This is a genomic window from Aeromonas sp. S8(2024) (assembly GCF_041403085.1).
Classification (GTDB): Bacteria; Pseudomonadota; Gammaproteobacteria; order Enterobacterales; family Aeromonadaceae; genus Aeromonas; species Aeromonas dhakensis.
In genome coordinates this window covers 208,333-230,378 of record NZ_JBGLRF010000004.1, presented here as the reverse complement: position 1 = coordinate 230,378, position 22,046 = coordinate 208,333, and the positions used below count along the sequence as shown (strand labels likewise).

Annotated in this window: 26 protein-coding genes; 10 read left to right on the top strand and 16 right to left on the bottom strand. The window is 60.6% G+C overall.

From position 1 onward, the window contains the following. Positions 1-10: 10 nt before the first annotated feature. Positions 11-2,443 carry an LPS assembly protein LptD gene (gene lptD, locus ACB031_RS13975; protein ID WP_371139800.1) on the bottom strand — a complete coding sequence of 811 codons (2,433 nt, stop codon included), beginning with the start codon at positions 2,441-2,443 and terminating at the stop codon, positions 11-13. Positions 2,444-2,617: 174 nt separating this feature from the next. On the opposite strand from lptD, the gene ACB031_RS13970 reads away from it, so the two are divergent. The 3 genes from ACB031_RS13970 to djlA are packed head-to-tail and all read left to right on the top strand — an operon-like array spanning position 2,618 to position 5,143. Next, a complete protein-coding gene (locus ACB031_RS13970; protein WP_054544198.1) occupies positions 2,618-3,628 on the top strand; it encodes an aminoglycoside phosphotransferase family protein in 1,011 nt (336 codons plus the stop codon). Further along, positions 3,625-4,293, top strand: a complete 669-nt coding sequence (murU, locus tag ACB031_RS13965) for an N-acetylmuramate alpha-1-phosphate uridylyltransferase MurU (protein WP_368204448.1) — start codon at positions 3,625-3,627, stop codon at positions 4,291-4,293. Before ACB031_RS13970 ends, murU begins: the two co-directional genes overlap by 4 nt. 19 nt (positions 4,294-4,312) lie before the next feature. After that, positions 4,313-5,143, top strand: a complete 831-nt coding sequence (gene djlA, locus ACB031_RS13960) for a co-chaperone DjlA (RefSeq protein ID WP_017779140.1) — start codon at positions 4,313-4,315, stop codon at positions 5,141-5,143. Between the two features lie 76 nt (positions 5,144-5,219). Here the strand turns inward: djlA and ACB031_RS13955 are convergent, their stop codons facing one another. The 14 genes from ACB031_RS13955 to ACB031_RS13890 form a co-directional block, all read right to left on the bottom strand. Further along, positions 5,220-6,563, bottom strand: coding sequence for an NCS2 family permease (locus ACB031_RS13955; protein ID WP_139752969.1), 1,344 nt, complete (start codon positions 6,561-6,563; stop codon positions 5,220-5,222). Positions 6,564-6,823: 260 nt separating this feature from the next. Continuing rightward, positions 6,824-7,159 carry a hypothetical protein gene (locus ACB031_RS13950; protein ID WP_371139799.1) on the bottom strand — a complete coding sequence of 112 codons (336 nt, stop codon included), beginning with the start codon at positions 7,157-7,159 and terminating at the stop codon, positions 6,824-6,826. 96 nt (positions 7,160-7,255) lie between these two features. Continuing rightward, complete coding sequence (gene ettA, locus ACB031_RS13945) at positions 7,256-8,923, bottom strand: energy-dependent translational throttle protein EttA (protein ID WP_010634931.1); 1,668 nt, start codon at positions 8,921-8,923, stop codon at positions 7,256-7,258. A 28-nt stretch (positions 8,924-8,951) separates the two neighbouring features. Then, positions 8,952-10,259: an Arm DNA-binding domain-containing protein gene (locus tag ACB031_RS13940; RefSeq protein WP_317676548.1), complete on the bottom strand. Its 1,308-nt coding sequence runs from the start codon at positions 10,257-10,259 to the stop codon at positions 8,952-8,954. Next, positions 10,235-10,444 carry an excisionase family protein gene (gene xisR / locus ACB031_RS13935; protein WP_033130544.1) on the bottom strand — a complete coding sequence of 70 codons (210 nt, stop codon included), beginning with the start codon at positions 10,442-10,444 and terminating at the stop codon, positions 10,235-10,237. Before xisR ends, ACB031_RS13940 begins: the two co-directional genes overlap by 25 nt. A gap of 66 nt (positions 10,445-10,510) precedes the next feature. Next, on the bottom strand, positions 10,511-10,975 hold the full coding sequence (ssb, locus tag ACB031_RS13930; RefSeq protein WP_276846221.1) for a single-stranded DNA-binding protein: 465 nt from the start codon (positions 10,973-10,975) through the stop codon (positions 10,511-10,513). Continuing rightward, positions 10,975-11,232: a hypothetical protein gene (locus tag ACB031_RS13925; protein ID WP_324002466.1), complete on the bottom strand. Its 258-nt coding sequence runs from the start codon at positions 11,230-11,232 to the stop codon at positions 10,975-10,977. Before ACB031_RS13925 ends, ssb begins: the two co-directional genes overlap by 1 nt. Before the next feature lie 85 nt (positions 11,233-11,317). Further along, positions 11,318-11,512 carry a hypothetical protein gene (locus ACB031_RS13920; protein ID WP_216989039.1) on the bottom strand — a complete coding sequence of 65 codons (195 nt, stop codon included), beginning with the start codon at positions 11,510-11,512 and terminating at the stop codon, positions 11,318-11,320. Further along, positions 11,488-11,925 (bottom strand): hypothetical protein, encoded by a 438-nt coding sequence (locus tag ACB031_RS13915; protein ID WP_324002467.1) that lies wholly within the window; start codon positions 11,923-11,925, stop codon positions 11,488-11,490. The genes ACB031_RS13920 and ACB031_RS13915 overlap by 25 nt, the downstream gene beginning before the upstream one ends. Then, entirely contained in the window at positions 11,925-12,083 is a 159-nt protein-coding gene (locus tag ACB031_RS13910) for a hypothetical protein (RefSeq protein WP_324002468.1), read from the bottom strand. Before ACB031_RS13910 ends, ACB031_RS13915 begins: the two co-directional genes overlap by 1 nt. Further along, the gene (locus ACB031_RS13905) at positions 12,080-13,891 is read right to left on the bottom strand and encodes a DNA cytosine methyltransferase (RefSeq protein WP_371139798.1); all 1,812 of its coding nucleotides are present in this window, start codon (positions 13,889-13,891) and stop codon (positions 12,080-12,082) included. Before ACB031_RS13905 ends, ACB031_RS13910 begins: the two co-directional genes overlap by 4 nt. Beyond that, positions 13,888-14,964: a phage N-6-adenine-methyltransferase gene (locus ACB031_RS13900; RefSeq protein WP_371139797.1), complete on the bottom strand. Its 1,077-nt coding sequence runs from the start codon at positions 14,962-14,964 to the stop codon at positions 13,888-13,890. The genes ACB031_RS13905 and ACB031_RS13900 overlap by 4 nt, the downstream gene beginning before the upstream one ends. Beyond that, entirely contained in the window at positions 14,961-15,716 is a 756-nt protein-coding gene (locus tag ACB031_RS13895; RefSeq protein ID WP_371139796.1) for a hypothetical protein, read from the bottom strand. The genes ACB031_RS13900 and ACB031_RS13895 overlap by 4 nt, the downstream gene beginning before the upstream one ends. Before the next feature lie 35 nt (positions 15,717-15,751). Further along, on the bottom strand, positions 15,752-15,889 hold the full coding sequence (locus ACB031_RS13890) for a hypothetical protein (protein WP_252412540.1): 138 nt from the start codon (positions 15,887-15,889) through the stop codon (positions 15,752-15,754). A gap of 1,634 nt (positions 15,890-17,523) precedes the next feature. Between ACB031_RS13890 and ACB031_RS13885 the strand changes: the two genes are divergently transcribed. Next, entirely contained in the window at positions 17,524-18,312 is a 789-nt protein-coding gene (locus tag ACB031_RS13885) for a hypothetical protein (RefSeq protein ID WP_371139795.1), read from the top strand. Between the two features lie 23 nt (positions 18,313-18,335). Here ACB031_RS13885 and ACB031_RS13880 read toward each other — a convergent pair whose 3' ends face one another. Next, positions 18,336-19,019 (bottom strand): S24 family peptidase, encoded by a 684-nt coding sequence (locus ACB031_RS13880; RefSeq protein WP_324002473.1) that lies wholly within the window; start codon positions 19,017-19,019, stop codon positions 18,336-18,338. A gap of 105 nt (positions 19,020-19,124) precedes the next feature. Here ACB031_RS13880 and ACB031_RS13875 point away from each other — a divergent pair, with 105 nt between their 5' ends. From ACB031_RS13875 to ACB031_RS13850, 6 genes are all read left to right on the top strand, one after another. Continuing rightward, positions 19,125-19,373, top strand: coding sequence for a hypothetical protein (locus ACB031_RS13875; protein WP_216989049.1), 249 nt, complete (start codon positions 19,125-19,127; stop codon positions 19,371-19,373). After that, complete coding sequence (locus ACB031_RS13870) at positions 19,357-19,863, top strand: phage regulatory CII family protein (RefSeq protein WP_371139794.1); 507 nt, start codon at positions 19,357-19,359, stop codon at positions 19,861-19,863. The genes ACB031_RS13875 and ACB031_RS13870 overlap by 17 nt, the downstream gene beginning before the upstream one ends. A gap of 67 nt (positions 19,864-19,930) precedes the next feature. After that, on the top strand, positions 19,931-20,197 hold the full coding sequence (locus ACB031_RS13865; RefSeq protein ID WP_371139793.1) for a hypothetical protein: 267 nt from the start codon (positions 19,931-19,933) through the stop codon (positions 20,195-20,197). Next, entirely contained in the window at positions 20,190-21,311 is a 1,122-nt protein-coding gene (locus ACB031_RS13860) for a conserved phage C-terminal domain-containing protein (protein ID WP_371139792.1), read from the top strand. The genes ACB031_RS13865 and ACB031_RS13860 overlap by 8 nt, the downstream gene beginning before the upstream one ends. Then, positions 21,289-21,783 carry a hypothetical protein gene (locus ACB031_RS13855; protein ID WP_371139791.1) on the top strand — a complete coding sequence of 165 codons (495 nt, stop codon included), beginning with the start codon at positions 21,289-21,291 and terminating at the stop codon, positions 21,781-21,783. Before ACB031_RS13860 ends, ACB031_RS13855 begins: the two co-directional genes overlap by 23 nt. Next, positions 21,783-22,043 (top strand): hypothetical protein, encoded by a 261-nt coding sequence (locus ACB031_RS13850; protein ID WP_371139790.1) that lies wholly within the window; start codon positions 21,783-21,785, stop codon positions 22,041-22,043. The genes ACB031_RS13855 and ACB031_RS13850 overlap by 1 nt, the downstream gene beginning before the upstream one ends. Positions 22,044-22,046 lie beyond the last annotated feature (3 nt).

Genomic DNA, 22,046 nt, shown 5'->3' with positions numbered 1-22,046 from the left:
GCCAGACCGCTTATTGGTCTCGCAGGTTAAACGGACGAATGTAAGGCAGTGCTTCGGTGTCAAGGGAGGTGCCCTTGGTGCCGGTACCCACGCTACCCAATCCTTTCATTTCAAACTGAATGCCCAGGCTGCGCTCCGAGGTTGGACGCAGGGTCACGTTGTCCGGAGTGTTGACCCACTCCAGGTTGAAGTTGATGCTCCAGCAGCAGGAGTCGTACTTCAGGCCCACCTTGCGATCAGACTTCACGCTCTGGTTGAGCTCCTGGTAGTAACCCCCGTACAGGTGCCACTGATCGTTGAGCGGCGTGGTCAACAGCAGGCCGATCTGGTTGAGGTCGGTGACCTGTCCCCGGTTTTCGAGATCGTAGTTGGCGTCGCGCACGAAACGGTGGTTCAACTGGCTGATCAGCTTCTCGTGGCGATATTCGAGGGCGCTGTTGGCGGAGCTGAGCCGGCTCTGGTCCATATCATATTGCGCGCCGGCATGGGCAAACCACTGCTCGTTGATCTTGGCATCCCCCTCGAAGGAGAGCGGGGAGCGGGTGTTGGTGGTCAGGGTTTCGCTGGGATAGAGCTTGACCCTGGGCGCAACGAAATCGAAAGCTTGGGCAACGGCCAGCCGAATTCGTTCATCGCCGACCTCATCATATACCCGGCTGGTGAGGCCGATGGAGACTCTGTTGGAGTCGCTGATGCGATCCAGGCCGGCGTAGCGGCGGTCGCTGAACAGGCTGTAGTAGTCCTGGCGCATGGTGGTGGAGTCATAGACGCCTATGTTGTCCTGATCCTTGTAGGGCACATAGAGGTACTGGAACTCCGGCTCCAGGGTCTGGTTGGCATCGCCGCCAAACCAGTTCTGGTTGCGCTCGAAGGTCATGCCGCCCTTGAGGCGGAATGAGGGCAGGGTGCGGGTGATGATCCCTTCATCCAGGGTGACTCCGTTGGCGCCTGCAGGGGTGAAGCGGTTGACGAAGGTCTGGCTCATGTTGTCCGGCACTTCCTGATCGTAGCGGGTGTACATCAGCTTGTACTGGCTGTCGAGGTAGTAGCCAGCCTCGTCAATGAGCGGCATGGTCAGGGTCGGGGCCGTGTAGACCCGGGTGCCGGTGTAGGCGCTACCTTTGTTTTGCTCGATAGCCTGGGCATTGTTGTAGCCGAACTTGGTGATCTCGGTATTCCAGGCCAGATCATACCAGCTGCCCTGCTGGTAGTAGTTGTGGTTGATGCGCGGCATCAGCTCGTGGGGCTGCTGCGCGCTGGCCAGCAAGATTTGGTAGGTGCGCACCTCGGTGTTGATGTTCCAGTTGGGCTGGAAGTAACCGGCCATCAGGGACTGCTGCAACTGGTTGTCGACCTGGGTACCCACCTTGGGGGAGAAGTCGTTGAAGTAGTTGTAATCCCGATCCCGCACCTTGGTGTAGTCGAGCGACACTCTCATGGCGTTGTCGGCAAACAGCGAGGTGTGGTTTGCGTTGAGCAGGTAACGGTGACCGTCGGACATGGCCTGGTTGAGGCTCGGGGTCTCGTCGTACTGCTTGTCGTTGGCCAGGTTCTCGAAATAGAGGCTGCCCACGTGGGCCGGATCCGGCATGTAGCGGAACTGCACCTGCTCCATCAGGCCCCGTCTGTCCATGAAGCGGGAGGTGATGGTGGCATCGTAGTTGGGGGCTATGTTCCAGTAGAACGGCTGGGTGATGTCCATGCCGTTCTTGGAGCTCTGGGTGTAACCCGGGTAGAGCAGGCCCGTCTTGCGCTCATCCTTGATGGGGAAGTTGATGTACGGGAAGTAGAACACCGGATAGTCGTAGAGCCAGAGGCTGGCGTTCCAGGCCTCCCCGAACACCTCGGTCTGATCGATGTCGATGCTGCCCGCCTTCAGGGTCCACACTTCCTGGCCCGGTGGGCAGGTGGTGTACTGGGCCCCTTCCAGGGTGATGTTCTGGTTGTTGTTGGTCATGGTGACCCGGTCGGCAGAGCCGCGCACCGGCGAGCCATGCACCTGATACTTGCCCTCTTCCAGCTCGGAATTCTTGGTATCCAGGTTGGATTTCAGGGTCTTGTCGCTGGTGACCGTGATCTGGCCGTCGTTGTAATAGATGTTGCCGATGGCGATGACGTCCCGGCTCTTCTGATCGAGCTCGGCGTAGTCGGAATCGAACTTGCGCACGCCCTGGCGCACCTTGACGTCGCCCTGATAGACGGCGGTGCCGCCCTGCTTGGCTTCGAGGCGATCGGCATCCACCTCCACGGGCTGGGCATTGGCGTCGGTGCCGGGCGCCAGTTTTTCAATCTTGGGGACATAGTCATAGCAGAGCCCGTCCAGGATCCCGGTGGCGGGAGGCGGCGTCAGCGGCGCTGCCTGCACGATGGCAGGGGTCAGGGCAGGAACAAGGCTGATGGTCAGGGCGATGGGATAGGAGTATCCCAGTGTCCGTTTTGTCATGTGAAAGACTCGCGCAATCCGTGGTAGCTACGGCTGATTCAAGACATGCATTTTACGACAGGATTCATCGAGTTGACATTGCATGTCATTGCTTTATGTTAGCCGGCAATGATAAAGCATTATTGCGGCCAGGGCTAACAGCCAAGTGCTGCTTTCCAATTTGGTCCCCGACTTATGCACGATCGCGATTCCCTCTTGCTGCACTGGGCGCGCCGGATTTCCGGTGATGCCAGCCTTCAGTTGACCCTCATTTCCGGTGACGCCAGTTTTCGCCGCTACCACCGTGGCGGTGGCCTGATCTGGGTGGATGCCAACCCTAAAACCGAAAAAAATCATGAGTTTGTCCGCAATGCCTCGGCCCTGCATGCAGGCGGCCTGCTGTCCCCCGAGGTGCGGGCGGTGGACTACGAGCAGGGGCTGCTGGCGGTGACCGATCTGGGGGATACCCAACTTATTAGCTGCCTGAACGCAGACAATGTGCAGGCCTGGTACGGCAAGGCCATCGCGCTGCTGCCCCGTCTCGGCGCGGTTGAGCTGGACCTTGAGCCTTTTGATTCCGCCTTTATGGCGCGGGAGAACAGCATCTTCCCCGAGTGGCTGCTGGGTCACCATCTGCAACTGACCCTGAGCGATGAAGAGCAGCAGTTGCTCGATGAGACCTTCGCCTGCCTTACCGAGAACAACCTGGCCCAGCCGCAGGGGGTGATGCACCGTGATTTTCACAGCCGCAACCTGATGGTGTGCGGCTGCGAGACGCCGGATGAGAGCGAGCTGGCGGTGATCGACTTTCAGGACATGGTCATCGGCCCGCTCAGCTATGACCTGGTTTCGCTGCTGAAAGACTGCTACGTGCGCTGGCCGGACGCGGTGATCGAGCAGGGCATGCGACTCGGCTTCGATACTTTGCAGCAGGCCAATCTGCTGGGCGGGCTCGATTACGCCGCGTTTCGTCGCGCCGCCGACCTCACCGGCATGCAGCGCCACCTCAAGGCGGCGGGCATCTTCACCCGGCTCTACCATCGCGACGGCAAGTCCGGCTACCTCAAGGATATTCCCCGCACCCTGGGCTACGTGGTGGATGTCTGCCGCAGCCATGGCGCCGCCTATCCGGTGCTGGCCCGCTTCGGCCAGTGGCTGGAGCGGGTGGTGCTGCCCGGGCTGGCCCGCAGCGGAGTGGCGTCATGAAGGCGATGATCCTGGCCGCCGGACGCGGCGAGCGGATGCGCCCGCTCACCGACAGCCTGCCCAAGCCACTGCTGGCGGTGGGGGGCAAGCCGCTCATCGTGCACCATATCGAAAAACTCAAGGCGGCCGGCGTGACCGACCTGGTCATCAATCACGCCTGGCTCGGCCACAAGCTGGTGGAAGCGCTCGGCGATGGCCGTGCGTTCGGGGTCTCCATCCACTGGTCGGCCGAGGAGAGCGCGCTGGAGACCGCCGGCGGCATCGTACAGGCGCTGCCGCTGCTGGGCAGCGATCCTTTTCTGGTGATCAATGGCGATACCTGGCTCGACCTGGACTATCGCACCTTGGTGAGCCAGCCCCTTGGCGACCAGCTGGCCCACCTCTGGCTGGTGCCCAACCCGCCGCAGCATCCGGCGGGGGATTTTGCGCTGCAGGCGGGCAAGGTGGTTGATACCCCTGCGCTGACCTTCAGCGGCGTCGGGCTCTATCATCCCGCCGCCTTTGCCGGATTGGCGGCGGGGGCACGCAAGCTGGCGCCCTTGCTGCGGGGGTGGATGGCGCAAGGCAGGGTGGGCGGCAGCCTGCTGGCCGGCGAGTGGCGCGACATAGGGACGGCCCAGCGGCTGCACGAGCTGGACGATCAGTTGCAAGGACGCACTCATTAATTTCACGAGGTCTTGAACCATGCGTATTTGGGGTAAGGTGCTTGGCGCCTTCTTCGGTTTTCTGCTCGGCAACATCTTTGGTGCCCTGCTTGGCCTCTGGATCGGCCATCGCTTCGATCGGGGCATGGGCTTGAATTTTCGCCGCGCCCCCACCCAGCAGCAACAGGCGGTCTTCTTCCACGCCACCTTCGCCGTCATGGGCCACATCGCCAAGGCGAGCGGCCAGGTGACCGAGCAGGAGATCCGGGTCGCCTCCAACCTGATGGACCGGATGCGGCTGGCAGGCGAGCAGCGGGCTCGCGCCCAGGAGTCGTTCCGCCAGGGCAAGGAGGCGGACTTCCCGCTGCGGGAGACCCTGGCCGAGTTTCGTCAGGCCAGTCAGGGCCAGCGCGATATTCTGCGCTTCTTCCTCGAGGTACAGCTGCAGGCCGCCTTCGCCGATGGCAAGGTCGAGGCCAGCGAGCGTGCCATCCTGCACACCATCGCCGACGAGCTGGGCTTCAGCCGTATCGAGCTGGCCCGCATCCTGGCGATGGCCGAGGCGCAGATGAACTTCTTCAACCGGGCCCACGGCGGTCAGTATCAGAATGGCGGGCAGGGTGGTCAGCAGTATCGGCAGGAGGCCCCCTCCCGTGACAGGCTCAAGGATGCCTATCAGCTGCTGGGGGTGAGCGAGAGCGACAGCGATCAGGAGATCAAGCGCGCCTACCGCAAGGAGATGAGCAAACATCACCCGGACAAGCTGGCCGCCAAGGGCTTGCCGCCCGAGATGATGGAGATGGCCAAGGAGAAGACCCAGGAGATCCAGCAGGCCTGGGAGTGGATCCGCGAGGCGCGCGGCATTCGCTGAGCACCCCTTCATCAGCCATAAAAAATGCCCGTCGCTGACGGGCATTTTTGTTTGCGCAGTATTTGTGCGTCGCGGCTTAGTGGCTGTCGACCCAGACAAACTTGAGCACGAACAGCAGGGCCACCACCAGCACGCAGGGGTTGATCTCGCGCCAGCGGCCGGTGCCCGCCTTCATCACGCAGTAGGAGATGAAGCCCACGGCAATCCCCTCGGTGATGGAGAAGCTGAACGGCATCATGACGGCGGTCATGAAGGCCGGTACCGCTTCGGTCAGGTCTTCCCACTTAACCCGGGTCAGCTCGGAGCACATCAGCACACCCACATAGATGAGAGCCCCCGCCGCCGCATACGCCGGCACCATGGCAGCCACCGGAGAGAAGAAGATCGCCAGCAGGAACAGCAGGCCGACCACGATGGCGGTCAGACCGGTACGGCCGCCGACGGCGACGCCTGAGCTGCTCTCGATGAAGGCGGTGACCGAGGAGGTGCCCATGAAGGCGCCGCCGACGGAGCTGGCGCTATCCACCAGCAGGGCCTGCTTCATGCGCGGGAAGTGACCCTTGTCATCGGCCAGCTTGGCGCGGTTGGTGACGCCGATCAGGGTGCCGGAGGAGTCGAACAGGTTGACCAGCATAAAGGAGAAGATGATCCCGGCCAGGCTGATGTCGAGCGACCCCATCAGATCCAGCTGGCCGAACACCGGCTCTATGCTGGGAGGCATGGAGACGAAGCCCTTGAAGGTGACGTCGCCAAACAGCCAGCCCAGGGTGGTGGTCACCACGATGGCGATCAGCACGGCGGAGTGGACGCCGCGGGCCGAGAAGATGCAGATCAGGAAGAAGCCGAGCAGCCCCAGCAGGCAGGGCAGGGAGGTGAGGTTGCCCACTGTCACCATGGTCGCGGGGCTGGCCACCACTATGCCGGAGTTGTGCAGGCCGAGCAGGGCGATCAAGAGGCCGATGCCGGCGGTGATGCCGACCCGCAGGGTGAGCGGAATGTTGGCGATGAGCCAGTAGCGCACCCGCAGCAGGGTGAGGATCAGCAGACCCATGGCGCCCCAGAAGATGGTGCCCATGCCCACTTGCCAGGAGTAGCCCATGCCGGCCACCACCACGAAGGCGAAGAAGGCATTGAGACCCATGGCGGGAGCCAGCGCGATAGGCAGGTTGGCGAGCAGGCCCATCAGGATGCTGCCGATGCCGGCGATGAGGCAGGTGGTGACGAACACGGCCTGGGTGTCCATGCCCGCCGCAGAGAGGATCTGCGGGTTGACGAAGACGATGTAGACCATGGTCAGGAAGGTGGTGATGCCGGCGATCACTTCGGTGCGGGCGTTGGTGCCATGGCCCTTCAGGGCAAACAGACGCTCAAGCAATCCTTGCCCGGCGGCCTGTGCGGGGGCCTGGTGTGGTTGATTCATGTTGGATTCCAATAGGTGACGTGAAATAAGCAGCAGGAGAGGGGCATCTTCCATGGGGAAGTGACGCCCGCTTTCTGGTGGTTAAATAACCAGACTCGTCCTGATACCGTGACAGCGCGCACATTTTTACACAGGCGGCGCCGTTTACAAACCCCGGATCTGCGAGGCGGATCAATGAATAGAGCAAAAATTCAAACGTTTTCCCGGCCGAAAATAAAAAAGGTTCTCGCTGGAGAACCTTTTGAGGGGCAGGGGTCGGGTCAGAGGGTCTTGAAGTAACGCTCCACCAGCTGGGCCAGCACGGAGTCGAGCTTGTCCTGCACCTCTCCCAGTTCCCGCCCCAGGCGGCGCAGGAAGAGGCTGGCCTGCTCCTCGCTCAGCTTGCGGCCGTCGATGAAGAACTCCTGCTCCGGCAATTGCTTGTCATAGCGGGGCAGCAGGGTCCAGTTCACCAGTTCCGGCTCCACGGCGGCGAAGATCCTGGCGGCGGCGGCACAGAAGGTCTCGATGTGCACCTTGCCGTCCGGCCCGAGGCAGCCCGGCTCGACCCGGATCTGGATGGTCAGTTTCTTCTCTGTGGTGGGCTGGGTCGTCATCTTGCTACATCCATGCATAAAAGGTATCCGTCTTGGATTGTAAGCCATCGGGCACAAGAAAGGGGAGCCTGGGCTCCCCTTGTCGCATTTGCCGGTTTACTTGGCGATGCGCTTGTACTTGGCTCTGTGCGGCTGGACCGCCTCGGCGCCGTAGGTCTTCTTCTTCCACTCTTCGTATTCGGTGAAGTTGCCTTCGAAGAATTCGATCTTGCCCTCGTCCTGATAGTCCAGGATGTGGGTGGCGATGCGGTCGAGGAACCAGCGGTCGTGGGAGATGACCATGGCGCAACCCGGGAACTCCAGCAGGGCATTCTCGAGGGCGCGCAGGGTTTCGATGTCCAGATCGTTGGTCGGTTCATCCAGCAGCAGCACGTTGCCGCCGGTCTGCAGCAGCTTGGCCAGGTGCAGACGGCCGCGTTCACCGCCGGAGAGCTCGCCGACCCGCTTCTGCTGATCGGCGCCCTTGAAGTTGAAGCGGCCGATGTAGGCGCGGCTCGGGAACTCGTAGTTGCCGATACGCAGGATGTCCTGGCCGTCGGCGACTTCCTCGAACACCGTCTTCTTGTCATCCATGCTGTCGCGGAACTGATCGACAGAGGCCAGCACCACGGTCTCACCCAGGGTGATGGCGCCGGAATCCGGCTGCTCCTGACCCGACATCATGCGGAACAGGGTCGATTTACCGGCACCGTTCGGGCCTATGATGCCGACGATGGCCCCCTTCGGAATGGCGAACGACAGATCGTCGATCAGCACCCGGTCACCGTAGGATTTGCGCAGGTTGGCCACTTCCACCACCTTGTCGCCGAGGCGCGGTCCGGGCGGAATGAACAGCTCGTTGGTCTCGTTGCGCTTCTGGTAGTCGTTGGTGTTGAGCTCTTCGAAGCGGGCCATACGGGCTTTGGATTTGGCCTGACGGCCTTTCGGGTTCTGGCGAACCCACTCCAGCTCTTTCTCGATGGACTTGCGACGAGCCGCTTCCGTGCTGGCTTCCTGCGCCAGACGGGCATCTTTTTGCTCCAGCCAGGAGGAGTAATTGCCTTCCCACGGGATACCCTCGCCGCGGTCCAGCTCCAGGATCCAGCCGGCCACGTTGTCGAGGAAGTAACGGTCGTGGGTGATGGCCACGACGGTGCCCTCGTAGTCGTGCAGGAAGCGCTCCAGCCAGGCCACGGACTCGGCGTCCAGGTGGTTGGTCGGTTCGTCCAGCAGCAGCATGTCCGGCTTTTCCAGCAGCAGGCGGCACAGGGCCACACGGCGGCGCTCACCACCGGAGAGGTGCTTGATCTTGGCATCCCAGGCCGGCAGGCGCAGGGCGTCGGCCGCGCGCTCCAGCTGGTTTTCCATGTTGTGGCCACCCTGGGCCTGGATGATGGCTTCCAGCTCGCCCTGCTCGCGGGCCAGCTTGTCGAAATCCGCATCCGGGTCGGCGTAGGCCGCATAGACCTCGTCCAGCCGGGCCATGGCGCGTTTCACCTCGCCGACCGCCTCTTCGACCGCTTCGCGTACGGTCTGCTCCGGATCCAGCTTGGGCTCCTGCGGCAGGTAGCCGATCTTGATGCCGGGCTGCGGACGGGCTTCCCCTTCGATCTCGGTGTCGATGCCCGCCATGATGCGCAGCAGGGTCGATTTACCGGCGCCGTTCAGACCCAGCACGCCGATCTTGGCGCCCGGGAAGAAGGAGAGGGAGATGTTCTTGAGAATATGACGCTTGGGCGGCACTACCTTGCCGACCCGGTTCATGGTGTAAATAAATTGAGCCATTGGCTAATTCTCTTTAATTTACAGGTTGTTATCGTGATGCAATAAATTCTTGGGGCCGTATTGGGGCCAAATCAGAAAAGCTGGCCCCAAGTCTGCCCCAAACCCTGTCCGCTTCGTCGCGGTCTTGCTCGGGGATCCATTTGCCATAGACTGTTCGCACCATGGTGCTGTCCTCGTGCCCCAGGTATGACGCAACCCATTCCGGGTTGGCGCCCGCGGTCAGCATCCAGCAAGCAAATGTATGGCGCATATGGTATTGGGTTCGCCGGCGAATGCCAGCCCTCTTTATCAATCTGTCCCATTTGTCGCCCAAGGTGAAGGCCGTGTAGCAAATGCTGAGACCGGGGGTCTTGCTGGTTACATCGGGACTGAACACGAACGTGACCTTCTCATTTACCTGCCTGCGGTCTCGCAGCGTCTTTTTGATGTAGTGGGTCTGGCGCATCGCTGTCATTGGCCGCAATCGGCGGAGAGCCTCGATTGCCGGTGGCAGGAGCACGATGGTGCGCTCATGGCCAGTCTTCGGTACCTTGAAGTTGCGGGCTTGGGTGATGTTGCGACGGATCTGCAGCTCTCCTCGCTCCAGGTCAACATCCTCCCATGCCAGTGAGCAGAGCTCGCCTGTCCGCATGCCTGTCCAGCAAGCCAGCTGAATCCACATTGCGTCCATGTCGTGCCTTGCAGCCTCTTGCAGGCGCCGGAACTCCTCTTGGTCAAACGGGTCTGGTTTGTCCCGGATCACCTCAACCTTGGTGAGAACCGATGAGAGGTCTTGGTGGGTGTAGCCATTCTGCTTGGCGAAGTTGAACAGCCCGGCCGCCACCATCATGTAGTAGTTGACAGATCTTGGGGCCAGCGGCTTGTCTGTTCTCCCCCGCGGTTCAGTCATCAGGAAGCGGCGCCATTGCTGCAGGTCTTCAGTTCGGAAGGTGCTGACGATTCTGGTGTGGTCAAGGTCTGAAGCCATCATTCCAAGAATGGAGCGATAGCGCCCCCGGGCGTTATCACCTATGTCCACATCCTTGATCTTCAGGTAGTGCTCTACCAGGTCGCCCAGAGAAATGTCCCGGCTTGCGGTCGTGCCGGCGAACCGGTGGACATTCTTGCTGTCTGGGAAGTGTTTGGCGTAGTCGAAGACACCGATAGCGATTTCATGCAGGATAGCCTCCCGCTTGCGGGAGGCGTGCTTGATGTTGGCTTTGGTGGCCGGCATGTTGAGCGTTTCCCGGCATCGCTTGCCGTGGAATCGGAAGTCGATGCGCAGGCTCTTGCCGTGCAGCTCGACACCAGGCGTTTCAGCAACGATGTCGATCAGTTCTTGGTTCCGGTCAGCCAATCCTCATATCTCCGCCAGTGATAGACATACTTCCCATCCGGGGCCAACTTGTAGTGGACCCCCTCTATAAGCTGGCCCTTCTTCCGCTTCTCGCTGATGGCCTTCTCAGTGTACCCGAACATCTCCCCCAAAACCCTAGGCAGAACCCAGCTGGGGCGTTCCATCACAACCACTTTCTGATGCATATTCCTGTCTCCTTTACGCCTCACGGCGAGAAGAGCGGCCCCATGGGGCCACTGTCTTTCGTTGGCCTAGAACGGCAGATCGTCGTCATAATCGATTGGTGGTTCGTTGTTGGCCGGCGACTGCGCCGGTTGTGGAATTGGCCTTGGCTGATTACTTGTGCCCTGTTGTTTCCCTCCTCCATTTCCTCCCAACATCTGCATCACACCGGTGAAGCTGTCTACCAGCACTTCGGTGGTGTAGCGCTCTTGGCCGCTCTGATCCTGCCATTTGCGAGTCTGCAGTTTTCCCTCCACGTAGACCTGGGAGCCCTTCTTCAGGTGCTTCCCTGCCACTTCAGCCAGCACTCCCATGAACACTACTCGGTGCCACTCAGTGCGCTCCCTCTGCTCCCCTGTCTGCTTATCGCGCCAGGTGTCGGAGGTCGCCAACGTGATGCTGGTGACAGCGTTCCCGCCTGGCATGTAGCGCACTTCTGGATCCTGGCCCAGGTTGCCGATCAGGATGACCTTGTTGATACCGCGGCTGGCCATCAGCGAGCCTCCAGAGTCTGGTGGAGTTGCTGGAACTTCTCGTTTACTTGGCGCCACTGGGGATCGTTAGCGCCTTTGAGGCAGCAAATGCGGCGGGCCATGGCGAACTTGGCCTTGCTCAGCATATTGGCGCTGGCGGCGTGATGCTGGGCCTTCTTGTAGGAGAGCGCAGCATCCGCAAAGTTGCCAGACTGCTCCTGCTGGATGGCCTGGGCCATATCATCGCGGTAATTGCGTTGGTGGAGTTTGGTGCTCATCGTGTCCTCCCGGACAGTTGTTATCTGTTACATCGCAGCCAGGGTGGCCAGAATGAGTGCTGCGCCGGCCAGAATTGCCAGCCCTTCAATTTGTGCTCGTTTCAATCTCCTGGTACTCCAGCTCGTTGAAGTTGAGATACTGGGCTGGGGCCTTATCAATGGCGGCCAGCCGGATCTGTTGGTGGGTCATCGGGTGGTGTGCCTCGATGGTGCCAGTCAGGCGATCCGGCGCAGAGCCCAGTTCGGTAACGGCGCTCAGGGTGTAGCGGTAGCGGTGCATTTGCCTGCTCCTTTGGTGGTGTCTATCTGCCAGCTGTACCCGCCATGCTTTTCCTGCTGGCCGGCAAGGCAGCGGGTGATGGCAACTCTGACGAAGCCTCCCTTGGTCTCGGCGTCGGTGACACTGTCGAACCGGACCACCTGATCCCCGCAAGTGCCTATCACTGGGGTCTTGCGCCACTGCGGCGGCCTCACCACGTCCACATAGAGACGGCGAGTGTGGCGGCCACGGCCGTTATCCCCAACCAGACAGAAGTGCTCAACCCGGGTAGTGAAGCGGGACTCTCTGTGGATCTGCCCCATCACAATGCTGGCCTCGCTGACAGTGAGGAAGAACTCGGCGGCTACCTCGGCACTGATGGCCCCGCCTTCTCTGCCGTGAATCCACTCGGCAACGTCCTGCGCGATGCTCATCACTGTATCTCCAGGTGGTCAATGCCATACTGGTTGGCCAGTTGGCGGAGTTCGATTTCTGCTCGTTTCTTCTGGCGGCGCTTGAGTGCTTCAGCAGCCGATCGGTCTTTCTTCATCCCTTTGCTGCAGATCAGCTTCTGGCTGTTGGAGCTCGTCATGCAGCCCTCCTGACCTGCAGGCGCCTGTACGGATTGTTGGCTCTGGCGATGGCCGCCATCGGCGGCGGGCTGACGCTGTTGCCGACCATCAGCACCTGATCGGTAATGGAGAGCGGGGTGCCGTCGTGGCCGCGGTCATGGATGTAGTGGCGTGGCATGCCCTGGCAACCATAAAGCTCCTTCGGAACCAGCATGCGCAGGCCTATATCCACGATCACCCAGGTGGTGCCGCACCAGGTCACTGTTACCAGCGCCAGCCTGTCCTTGGTGGTGATGGTGTGCATCGGCTCGGTGACGGCCCCCCACTGTCCGCCATTCGAGTAGTAGCGCATCAGGAAGGCGCTGACACGCAGGGCCCCGGCCTCTTGCTCCGGTGTCAGACCGAACTCGCCTGAGCTCGCCATCACGGTCTGCACCATGGCGTGGTGCTGTCCAGCTGACACGATGGTGGGGAGCTGGCTCTCCGGAGTGCTAGGAGGCAGGTTCTTGCGCAGGTGCACCATGAAGGCGGAGGCCAGTTGCTGCTGGCTGCCGCTCGATGTGATGGTGCTGCATGGGTCAGCCACAGATCTGGCTGGCACCGTATTGAACCCGCCATTGGCCTGCACCATCAAGGGCGCTGCCAGCATCGACTTACCACCGCCGCCAGCCATGATGGCCGCAGCGGGTTCATTCACCCCGTGCTCACCACCTTTACCGAAGTGGCGCACCACCAGAGGGGCCAGACTCGGGTTGCAGACTGCGAACGCGCCACCCTTTGGCCAGCCGGTAATGGTGCGCAGCGGGGCATCAACCGAATCGACACCGCGCCCTGACCAGTTGGCCAGCTCAATGATGAAGGGCTTGGGATTGGTCAGCACCTCGCGGATCACCCCTATCGCCACTCGCTCCAGGGTGGCATCGGCCAGTGGGCGTTTGACGTTCAGGCCCTGTGCCCGGGCTTCTTCCTTGGTGAGGAAGATGCTGGGGCAGGGGATAGACCAGTCGATGTGATCCGCCGTTACCCGGTACGGCTTGAGATGGCTGCCTGGTGCCGGCGCCTTGCAATGGGTCGGAGCTGGCCAGCAAACGGGCTCCCCGTCCCGGCGGGCAACAAGGTAGAGGCGCTGGCGGCTGGTGGCAGCACCATAATCGGCGGCATTCTTGACGGTATGGTCAAGCTCATACCCCATGCGCTCGATGCTGGCCAGAAAGCGGCGCCAGGTCTGGCCTGCCCGCTTGGGATCCGGCACCAGGTATTGCTGCTGGCGTGGCACCCGTTCTCCGGGCTCGGCGATATGCTGCTCGATCTTGGTCTTCTTGCCGCGCTGAACCTCGACCAGCTTGATGACCCGGCCAGTGGCCTTGTCCCGCTTGGCGACGAGCGGCCCCCAGGTGCGCATCTGCTTGACGTTCTCCATGGAGAGCACGGCAGGTTTGCCAAGCGCCAGCCACTTGGTGATCACCCAGGCCAGGCTGCGGATCTCCTGCTTGCGCGGCTGACCGCCGGCGGCTTGGCTGTGATGGGTACAATCCGGGCTGGCATGCAGCCAACCGATCGAGCGCCCCGCCAGCACAGCAACCGGGTCTACGGCCCAGATATCCTCCTGCAGGTGCAGGGCCTCCGGGTGGTTCGCCTGATGCATGGAGAGCGCTTTGGGGTTGTGGTTGATGGCGATGTGCACCGGGCACCCAAGCCCGCGCTCGATCCCTGTGCTGGCACCGCCGCCACCGGCGAACAGGTCCACGTTGATGGCAGACTCAAGATTGAGCGGGGCCCCGGTCACCTTGGCCCTGACGGCGCGGGAACGGCGAAGTGATTTGCTCATGCAGCCTCCCCGTCACCCAAAGTCAGTGTCAGTTGGTCTTGATCCGGATTCAGCAGGTGTTTGGCCATTTTGGTCGCAGCACTGAGCGTGGATTCTTGGTCACCCTCTCCATCCTGCAGATTGCGGATGTAGCCAGCCAGAAGGCGGGTATTGGCTGGGGTAAGCAGATCCGCTTCATCAATCTGATAGATGACCGACTTGATGGCTGGGAATTGCTGCCAATCGTTCAGCGGCTCGATATTTCCGGTTGCATCAAAGCCCAGAGTTGTCATGGCGACCTCAGTTGCGATCTTGCTGATCTCACTCTCGGTAACCACCGGCTGCACCCAATCCGCCGGATTGGCGAAGTCATGTTGGTCTTGCAGCATGGCTGGCTCGGTAGAGACAGCCTTTGCGATGGCCTGACTGGCCTCTTCGTTGAGCGCGATAGCCTGGCGGTGGATCATGTCGAGGATGATCTGGCCTGTGGTGATGAGGTCGTCACGGCGCAGGCGCGCTTCGGGGCGGCGCTCGCCCTGCCAGCTGGTATCGAAGATAACAACGGCCGAGGCGAAACCGCTGGAGCTGGGCTTGTCTTTCTTCGGATCCCGCGGGACGTACCAACTCGGTACCTCAAAGCCGATACGGCCGCTGATGAACTGGATAAAGTCGGCATCCTCCGGCCACCAGGTTTCGCTGGTGGCGGCCTTGATGAGCAGCATGATCTTGGCGCCCTGTGCCCGTTGTTCGCGGCAGAAGTTGAGGATGGGCTCCATCCCGGTGATGGGGTTGCCGTCATCATCCGCACAAGGGCGGGAGTAGGGCGGATTGGCATAGGCCGCGCCACCAAGGCGGCGCAGGTCGGCGGCCAGCTCCTGGGTGAGGACGTTGTCTTCGGCGTCGTAGTAGTTCGGCACCAGGGCGTTGCAGTCGTCGGCGAACATGTCGAGCACCACCGGCCCCAGGGTGGGGGCGAAGTGGTGGAACAGGCCCCAGGCCAGCGGCTTGGGAGTCTGCCATTGGTCGCCGATCTGCTTGAGTTCGTGGTCAGGCTGGAGCTGGAGCTCGGCCAGTGCTTGGGCGTAGTGGTTCATGCTACATCTCCTTTGACCTTGGCGATGGCAGATACTGCCTCAGCAATAATTGCATCCAGCGCCTTTAGCCCCAGATAGCCATCGACACAGTTAACCGGATAGTCGATGTTCCACTGCACTAGCCGCTTCGCAATAGCCAGCAGCATGTCTCGCTCTCCCTTGGCTTGCTGCAGTTCATCAGTCAGGCCAATCCGCCCCTGCAGAATCCCCTCTTTGATGGTGTTGTACTCCCAGCAATGGGTCTGGGCATCGACATAGACCCGAATGCCTTTGCGGTAGTCGTGCCGTTTGCGCTCGATAAACGCCTCTGCCGCATCCTTGGTGAAGTGGCTGCAGACGTATTCCCACGACTCATCCCATCCGGTTACTCTGTGGTCATCCAGATCGCCAAGCTGCTCCCACTGGTCATCCTCATCGCGCTCAAGGAAGTCACATTCGCTCCAGTGCTGGGCAACCTTGTTCAGCTCTGTCCGACCCTCTTCATCAAGGTCGTCCCAGTATTCTTGTGGGCTGAACCACACGCTATCGTCAAAGATGACGGCCAGCTTGTCGGTGTAGTCTTTATCTATCCCGTAGATACGTTCGCGCGATTCGACTTTGAAGATGGCATCAGCGGTGCAGTGGTCATGAACACCTTCACCAACGCAGTCGTGGTGCAGTCTTGCCACAAAGTCAGCCCATGATTCGGGGCTCAGCGGAGCGCCGTGGGCTAGTGATGTTGGTAAATCAGCTTGCTGGATTTCGTTGGTCATGATTTTTCCTCACTTGTTGCGACCCGTACCCCGGATCAGGGCTTGGCCTTCTTGGCCGACTCTGCCTTCTTCGCGATCCTTGCTACTGCGCGGGCCGCCTTGAGGCACTCATCGAACACCTTCCCTTTGGCAAAGCTGGGTGTCCGGTCGAAATAGCGTTTGGCTTCAGCCACGCCCAGCGAGATCGCATGGGGGGGGGAATTGCTCTTTCTCCAGCGTTGCCTTGATGTGCTTGGCAATGAACTCGCTTGGGTGCATGGCTGGCTCCGCTATCTCTGAAATGGGACTCATCACACAAGCGACAGGCAAAAGGAGGCCGTGACCCGCTGTTGGGCCGCTATCGCTTGTGGGATAAGGGCCCCGTTGCCGGGGCCAGGAGAGAACATGTCGGGCTGATTGGTCAGGGCCTGGAGCCCTGTGCCAGCGTGGGCGGTGGTGCTGCCCTTGATGGCGCCGTCAGGTGGGTGACGGTTGGTGTTGCAAGTTGGTCAGCTGCCAGCCCGAGCAGCCAGATCAACATCAGGAGTAGTAACCACATGCGTTGCACCTGTGGTGAGGCTGAGCGCTTCACAGCGAGTCAGCCGTTCTTGTTGTCGGCACCAGTGCGCCCTCACGGGCAGACCTACCATTTCGAAACTGTCGCCTCTCGGCGAGGGCCTTGGTGGCGCTTCACAGCGGGACCAGGCGACCGCGTAACCCTGCGGTGGGTTGGTTGCCGGTTACCCTATCCGGCGTCTCTCGCTTCAGTTAAAGGCTGCCAGCGGAATGACGGGTTCATTGTGGTGGAGGGGCAACAACGTCCTCTATTTTTTCCCTGTGTCTCCAAGACCATTAGAGAGGTCCATTACTGGCCAAGCCAAACCTCAGCAGGAGTTTCACCACAACTGTCATTGGCACTGACTGAGAAGCAGGCTCCGATATTTATCAGGGCATCCCCAACAAGCTAACCCACTGGGCCGGTGCTGGTTCAGCCTCGGTACTTAAGCTTCCTTTCGCCTATACACTCCGTGCCAGTTTCGCGGCTGGTCGCGCAGTGCCAATGCAGTTGTGCGCTCACCTTCCAGCAAGCTCGGTTCGGATAAACACGCTGCGCATGTTGCTACGAACTAGGCGGGATCGTGGTTGCAGCGCCGCCTCGTTGGCCTGCATCCTTCCGGTTACCCTATCCGGCGTCAGCGCTGAGGTCTTTCGACTTGCCCAACTGACGGTTTGCTGTGGTGGCCGGGTCTGACACCGGCCGAGGTCTAGGGGGCATCCCTACGAATGCCGGTTGGCGCAAAGACCTTCCCATCTTCACCACAGCTGTGGATTGCACTGTCGCAGCTGATCTACGTCGAACCGTCATCGCTTAATGTGTCTCAGCTCGACACGGCTTTTGGTTCATCAATGCAATCCCAGTTGTGTCCCGGCCTTTCACCGGGTGGGTGGCTGGGGAGTCAGACCCGCCACTCGCTTCGTTCGCTTTAACTTCGCTGTCTTTCCAGCTGCCAGCCGGTCACTGATTTTGTTTTCCGGTCACCCTTGTCGGCACGCATTACACCTTTCAAGGGGAGAGCGGGGAGGTGAGTCAGCCCGGTTGCCGGTGTTATGTCCCCAAGCGGTAGTTGGCCACCGCTGCCAGTGTTGTGCTGGCCCTCCGGCTGGGGTTGTCTTCGCACTTGGTAATCTTCTGTTTCCTTTAATGAGTCAGATACTAACCTTGGGTTTTCTTTGTGTCAAATGTAGGTTTTCATTTTTTTGGTTTTTTTTCATTTAGCCGGTTCGGGGTAAAATGAATCCTCATTCATAAGCGAAGAAGGGCGGCAAGATGGAAGCGGTAAGTAACCTGGTAGTGCTGATGTTGGTGGTGGTGATCCCCATTGCGTTCTTTGTTGGCATGGTCAACCCTGCGCGGGTAAAGGCCGCTGACCGCAAGCAGGTATTTTTCAGGGCTGTTGGCGTTTGGCTGGTTGGCTTTGTGCTGTTGATGATCGTGGTACCAAGAGATGGGAAGCCAGAGCAGACCAAAGCGGATGAGGGGAGCGCTAAGGTAGCGGAAGAGCCCGCCAAGCAGCCGGAACCAGCCAGCAAATCGGTTGCGAGCTATGACAACCGACAGTTGTCCTGGTTTATTGATCTGGGTGCGGATGAGCGCCGAGAGGTGGTGGGTGATCTGGTGGCTGCTGCGGCCATAGACGGGAAGGAGACAGAGGCGTTTTATACCTGCCTGAGCGACTATGCGAGCAGCAAATCAAAGGAACTGGGGGTAAAGGATGTTTTCGGTTGGTGCGTTCGGGAGTACAAGAACAATGCCGAGATGTTCCGGGGGCACTTCAACGAACTGGATGCCAAAGACCTGTCAGTGATGGGCTATATCATGTGCAAGCGGTTTGTTGAAACGCAGCTGCTCTCACCATCATCAGCAGATTTCCCATTCTCTTCTGATGGCGCTTGGAGTATGGGCAGGCAGCGCTATGTCTACAAGCTGCACGTTGACTCACAGAACGCCTACGGCGCCATGGTGAGAACCAACTGGCATTGTGATGTGAAGTTCAAGGGGGGCAGTGAAACTGGCGATATCAACAGTTGGACGCTCAACAACCTTGAACAGCAGTAACAAGCAGGGCGCCGAGGGCGCCCTTACTCTTCCTGCACGGCGCAACATACCACGCCGCAGATGGCGACCTCTTCGGTCACGGGGATCATCTTGTACTGGGGGTTGAGCGGCTTGAGGAGCCATTGGCCTGCATCGCGTACCAGCTCTTTGAAGGTGGTCTCATCGCCGATCCGGGCAATCACCCGGCGGCCTGCTTCCGGCTCTACATCGGGATCTACGATCAGCACGGTTCCCTCCGGATAGGAGCGACCACCCTCGCGAGAGACCATGGAGTCCCCCTTCACTCGAACGGCATAAGCTCGGTAGCCAACTCTGACAGGGCTGGGGATCCGCTCTTCGACCTCTTGCGGCAGCGGGATATCGCCATTGCTGCAAAAGTTGCCAGCCTGCACCCAGGAGATCACCGGCACCAGAGCCACCTGGTCAGAGAATCCCTCGATGTTGCTGTCTTCACCGGTCAGCATCCACTGCACAGACCGTTCGATGATCTGGGATATCTCTCCCAGTCGCTTCACTTCCGGCAGGTTGTCGCCAGATAACCATTTGCGAATTGCAACGATAGATGGCGGATCGCGCAACAGGCTTTGCAATTTGCCAGCGCGGCCACGCTCGGCAAATCCCTTCTGTTCCAGTGCCTCATTCAGGCGCTGGGCAAACGCTATTTTGTCGGCCTCGTAACGAGCCATCTCTGAGCTTCTCGGTTGCATTTTTCGTTCCTTCTATTGTCAACGGCTTCGATGGTGAATTTCAGTTGTCGAAAAAAGAAATCCTCGGTTATCATTGGTGGCATAAAAACCGAACAGGACGCCGTAATGAACGCGCTACTCGACCGATTCAAGACCAAAGCAGCACTAGCAAAGGTGCTGAATGTGACCCCTCCAGCCGTTCACCGCGCATTTAAACGAAATGTCGTACCGGCCACCTGGGTCCCGATTTTGCTGAAGCAAGGGTTGAGCCAATCTGACATTTCAGCCTTGCCACTAGACACCACCGCCGCCGACATTCTGGCCGCTATCGCGAACCAACAAGATCATGGAGCAGATCATGGCACAGCAAACTGAAAGTAATACGTTAAGTAAACCTCTGGTTTCTCGTCCTGATGTGCTGGCATCTGCTTACCTGCTCGGTCAGCACCACAACATCAGCGAGCTGGCTCGCCTAATGGGCAAGGGTGCCACCGTGCTGGCCAACAAGCTCAACCCGGATTGCGACAGCCATCACCTGAACCTGGGTGAAGCTGTCGCAATCACCGAGCTCACCGGTGACAACCGGATTCTGGAAGCTTGGGCTGCCAGCCGCGGCAAAGCGCTGGTTGACCTGCCGGCCGGGGTCGTCAGCGACGATGACCTGGTGGAGCAGGTGCTGCTGGCCCAGTCGGTGTTCGGCAAGCTCATGCAGTCGATCCACGACGCCCGGGCTGATGGCGTGATCGACCGGATGGAGCACGGCCAGATTGAACGGATCGGCACCCAGGCCGCCGAGCATGTGCTGGGGCTGATCCGCACCACCGCCGTCAACGTGCGGAATCTGCCGGCCGCCGCCGGCAAGTAGAAACAAGGCGGCCCCGCACTGCGCTAACAGTCGGGGCCAGGTTCAAACATCGCAAGAGGATGTGAACATGGAAAAGCATACGGATAACAATGCCTTTGAGCAAGGGTTCAATCGCATGCCTATGGTCGAGCGGCCGCGCCAAGAGTGGCCAAGACGTCAACGCAGGCGCAGCGTCATTCCCCCCATACTGCCAAGGCTGGTGAGCAGCCAGAGCGGCACCTTCCTGGTGTATGGCGGCTTTCGTAGCGGCATCAAGATCCCGGTCTCCCCAGAGCAGGCAAGCCGCCACCTTGAGTGTCTGATGCAACTTCTCCGGGAGGTGAGTCATGGGTGAGGTGATCAGACTGGCGGCCCCGGCGGTCGCCCCTATCAACAGGAAGGCGAGCAGCAACATGAGTGACAACCGTCGCAGTGGTTATGTGGTGTGCTGGCGCTCGTTGCTGCAAGCCGACTGGGCCCGTAACGCCACCAAGCTGGCGGCCTGGATGCGGTTGATCGGTCTGGCCGCCTACGAGGCGGGCTGTGTGCGCTACAAGGGCCGTGACTGGCACCTGATGCGCGGCCAGCTGGTGATCAGCGCAACCGAGCTGGGTCAGTTGCTGTGTGACGAGCGCGGGCGTGGTCTCGACAAGAAGTCGACCGAGCGCCTGCTTGGCTGGTTCGCCAAAGAGGGGATGCTCGAACTGCGTGGCACCCCGTGGGGCACCATCATCGAGATCTGCAACTACGACGACTATCAGGCCGCCCTGCAGCCGGTTACCACTAATTGCGAGTCATTCGCAACAGAGCAGTTTGAGGGCGCGACAAATGGGGCGCCCATCGGGGTGCACATCGGGGTGCCGAGTGTCCCGCCCAAAGCCTTTACCGATGCGGCTTTGAGTGGTGATGCTGTCGCGCCGACTGTCGCGCCCATCGGGACCCCGACCGTCACGACAACAGAACAAGAAGTAAAAGAATTAGATAGTACAGAGGATCTTAAACAGATCTCTTGTCCGGTTTCTGACGAAACCGAACGAGACCGGAAGCGCAAGGTCACCTTGGTGGTGAGCCAGGAGGCGAGGGAGGTGCTGGAGCACTTCAACGCTGTCGCCGACCGCCGCTATCAGGCCAAGCCCACCGCCCTGCAGAACATCAACGCCCGTCTGGCCGACGGCTACTCGGTCACCGACCTGCAGCTCGTGGCGGACTTCAAGACCGCTCACTGGGCTGCCGACCTGAAAATGAGCGAGTACCTGCGCCCGATGACCGTGTTTGCCCCGCAGAAATTCGACGGCTACCTGGCTGCTGCCAAGCGCTGGGATTCCATCGGCCGCCCGCGCTGCGTGAACGGCGAGTGGGAGGGCTACGAGCGCAAGCGCCCCATGTCAAACCTGGCCAATGCCCAGAAGCAGGCTCAATCCATCATGGCATCAGCGGGAGTCGGCTATGACGACAACACCATCCTCTGACGTGGTTGTGCTGCACCAAGGCAGCCTGCAGCAAGACCAACGCGCTGCTGACCCGTTAACCCTGTTCCTGGCCAACGAGCTGTTCCCGATGATGCTTGCCTTCTGGCCGGCCAGCGCCAACCAGCTGGACAGTAACGCCGCCGGTACCGCCAAAGCGTGGGCCCTGACCATCAAGGGTTTCCCTGTCGGCCTGGTCCGCGAAGCAGTACTGCAGCTGGCCGATGAGGTCGACCGGCAGTTCGCCCCGCGCCCTGCCGAAGTGAAGGCGCTGATGGCGAGCATGATGCAGGCAGCCCAGCCAACCGCGCCGACCGGGCAGACCATTTCGATCCGGGCCTGCGAGATGGTCGCCGAGGTACGGGTGCTCAAGCGTGAGGGCACCGCAGGTTCCAATCAGGTGGCGGCCGAGCTCGCCAGTCTGCAGAACGAGCTGCGTCAGCGCGGCGTCACAGTGACAGGGAGGGTGGCGTGATGGCCAGTCAATTCAACGCGAATGCTGAGCGTGATGTGCGTGAGGCGGAGTTCTGCCGGGTTGCCATCTATCCGCCAGTGCGGGGTTGGGTGGGCGAGCGGGTGCACCTGGAGGTGTCGAACTCGCTGGATACGCTGGGCCAGACCGATGCGACCACTGCCGCCGGTTATTACCTGGTGACGGATGGGGCCGAGGGAGCGCGGGCGGAAGCGGCGCGGATCCGGGGCAAGGCGGTGGAGCTGGTTCGTTTGTCAGCATGAGAT